Origin of the sequence: Salinisphaera sp. G21_0, assembly GCF_017744115.1 — a bacterium.
Taxonomy (GTDB): domain Bacteria; phylum Pseudomonadota; class Gammaproteobacteria; order Pseudomonadales; family Endozoicomonadaceae; genus Endozoicomonas.
The window spans coordinates 1-2,147 of record NZ_JAGHQW010000147.1; the positions used below are offsets into that span (position 1 = coordinate 1).

The 2,147-nt window shown below is 54.3% G+C and carries 3 protein-coding genes; 1 reads left to right on the top strand and 2 read right to left on the bottom strand.

Annotated features, from left to right (window positions below; translation table 11 throughout):
• Positions 1–151 precede the first annotated feature (151 nt).
• Together J7439_RS25275 and J7439_RS25280 are read right to left on the bottom strand one after the other, a co-directional pair.
• Complete coding sequence (locus J7439_RS25275; protein WP_209204825.1) at positions 152–727, bottom strand: hypothetical protein; 576 nt, start codon at positions 725–727, stop codon at positions 152–154.
• A complete protein-coding gene (locus J7439_RS25280) occupies positions 728–895 on the bottom strand; it encodes a hypothetical protein (protein ID WP_209204826.1) in 168 nt (55 codons plus the stop codon). It abuts the gene before it with no gap.
• Here J7439_RS25280 and J7439_RS25285 point away from each other — a divergent pair.
• Positions 885–2,147, top strand: a 1,263-nt coding sequence (locus J7439_RS25285; RefSeq protein WP_209204827.1) for a hypothetical protein, incomplete at its 3' end; no start/stop codon positions are given. The genes J7439_RS25280 and J7439_RS25285 overlap by 11 nt on opposite strands.

The following is a 2,147-nucleotide window of genomic DNA, read 5'->3' on the forward strand; positions in this document are numbered from 1 at the left end:
GATTACTTATGGTCGCTGCTGCAGCGGTGGCACTCGGTGTTGCCGGTTGGATAGGTTATGAAGTTTACGAACTGGCAGAGCATGAGAAGAATAAGGGAGGCGGGGGTGATAGTGATGATGATTCATCTGACAATGACAACTCCGGTCATCATCACTCATCCGGTGGCAGTGGTAACAGAGGAACCACGCCCACCAGTGGACTGTTAACGACCGGCCAGCCGCCCGTCACGGGCAGGCCAGGCAGCAATCCCGGAGTGATTGCTGACAACAGTAGCCCTGTTGTTGCGATGGCATCGGCAGCCGGCGCACTGGCGGTGGTGTCTTCTGACATGCATGCATTGGCCACCATCGCGCCGGAGACCAGCACCCCGCAGCTACCGGCATCGACCAGCGTATCAACCACGGCTGTCACCGTGACAGAACGGGCTGATATTACCCCTGCAATGTCATCTGCTGCCATGGATCGTGCAACCAGTGAAGCCGGATTGCTAACATCCCTGGCGGTATCTGAGGGCAGTTCCAGCCATGTACCACCGGACGCCTCAGAAGCATTGTTATCGACGGCTTTATGGTCGGCTACCACTGCGCTGGCAGCCGGGTTGAGTTCGTCGGAGATGGCAAGTAGCCAGGCAGTGTCGTCCGGTATCAACGCTTTAGCCTCATCCGGGTCTGGTTCGTTGGCTAATGCTACAGAGGATTCATTGAGCCCGTCCGGAGCGGTAAACACTCAGGCATTGTCATCCAGCGCGATGGCCCGGATCTCAACGGAAATGAGTTCGTTAATCAATACTGCTGAGGCATCACTGAGCCCATCAGGCATGGCAGGCACCCAGACGTTATCATCCAGCACCACGGCTCCGTTCTCTACAGAACTGAGTTCGTCGATGAATACCACCGATGTGTCACTGACTCCGTCAGGCATGGCAGGCACTCAAACACTGTCATCCAACACGATGGCTCCGTTCTCTCCTGAGTTCAGTTCGTCGATCAATACCACCAATGTGTCAATGACTCCGTCAGGCATGGCAAGCACTCAGGCATTGTCATCCAACACGGCGGCTCCGTTCTCACCAGAGCTGAGTTCGTCGATCAATACCACCGATGCGTCAGTGAGTCCATCAGGCATGGCAGGTACTCAGACACTGTCACCCAACACGGCGGCTCCGTTCTCTCCTGAGTTGAGTCCGTCGATCAATACCACCGATGTGTCAGTGAGCCCATCAGTGATGGCAGGCACCCAGACGTTATCATCCAGCACCACGACTCCGTTCTCTCCTGAGTTGAGTTCGTCGATCAATACCACCGATGTGTCACTGACTCCGTCAGGCATGGCAAGCACTCAGACACTGTCATCCAACACGACGGCTCCATTCTCTCCAGAACTGAGTTCGTCGATCAATTCCACCGATGTGTCACTGACTCCGTCAGGCATGGCAAGCACTCAGACACTGTCATCCAACACGATGGCTCCGTTATCTCCAGAACTGAGTTCGTCGATCAATACCACCGATGTGTCAATGACTCCGTCAGGCATGGCAAGCACTCAGACACTGTTATCCAACAACACGGCTCCGTTCTCTCCAGAGTTGAGTTCGTCGATGAATACCACCGATGCATCACTGACTCCGTCAGGCATGACAAGTACTCAGACATTGTCATCCAACACGACGTCTCCATTCTCTCCAGAACTGAGTTCGTCGATCAATACCACCGATGTGTCAATGACTCCGTCAGGCATGGCAAGCACTCAGACACTGTTATCCAACAACACGGCTCCGTTCTCTCCAGAGTTGAGTTCGTCGATGAATACCACCGATGCATCACTGACTCCGTCAGGCATGGCAGGTACTCAGACACTGTCATCCAACACGACGGCTCCGTTCTCTCCTGAGTTGAGTTCGTCAATGAATACCACCGATGTGTCACTGACTCCGTCAGGCATGGCAGGTACTCAGACACTGTCATCCAACACGACGGCTACGTTCTCACCAGAGCTGAGTTCGTCGATCAATACCACCGATGTGTCAATGACTCCGTCAGGCATGGCAAGCACTCAGACACTGTTATCCAACAACACGGCTCCGTTCTCTCCAGAGTTGAGTTCGTCGATGAATACCACCGATGCATCACTGACTCCGTCAGGCATG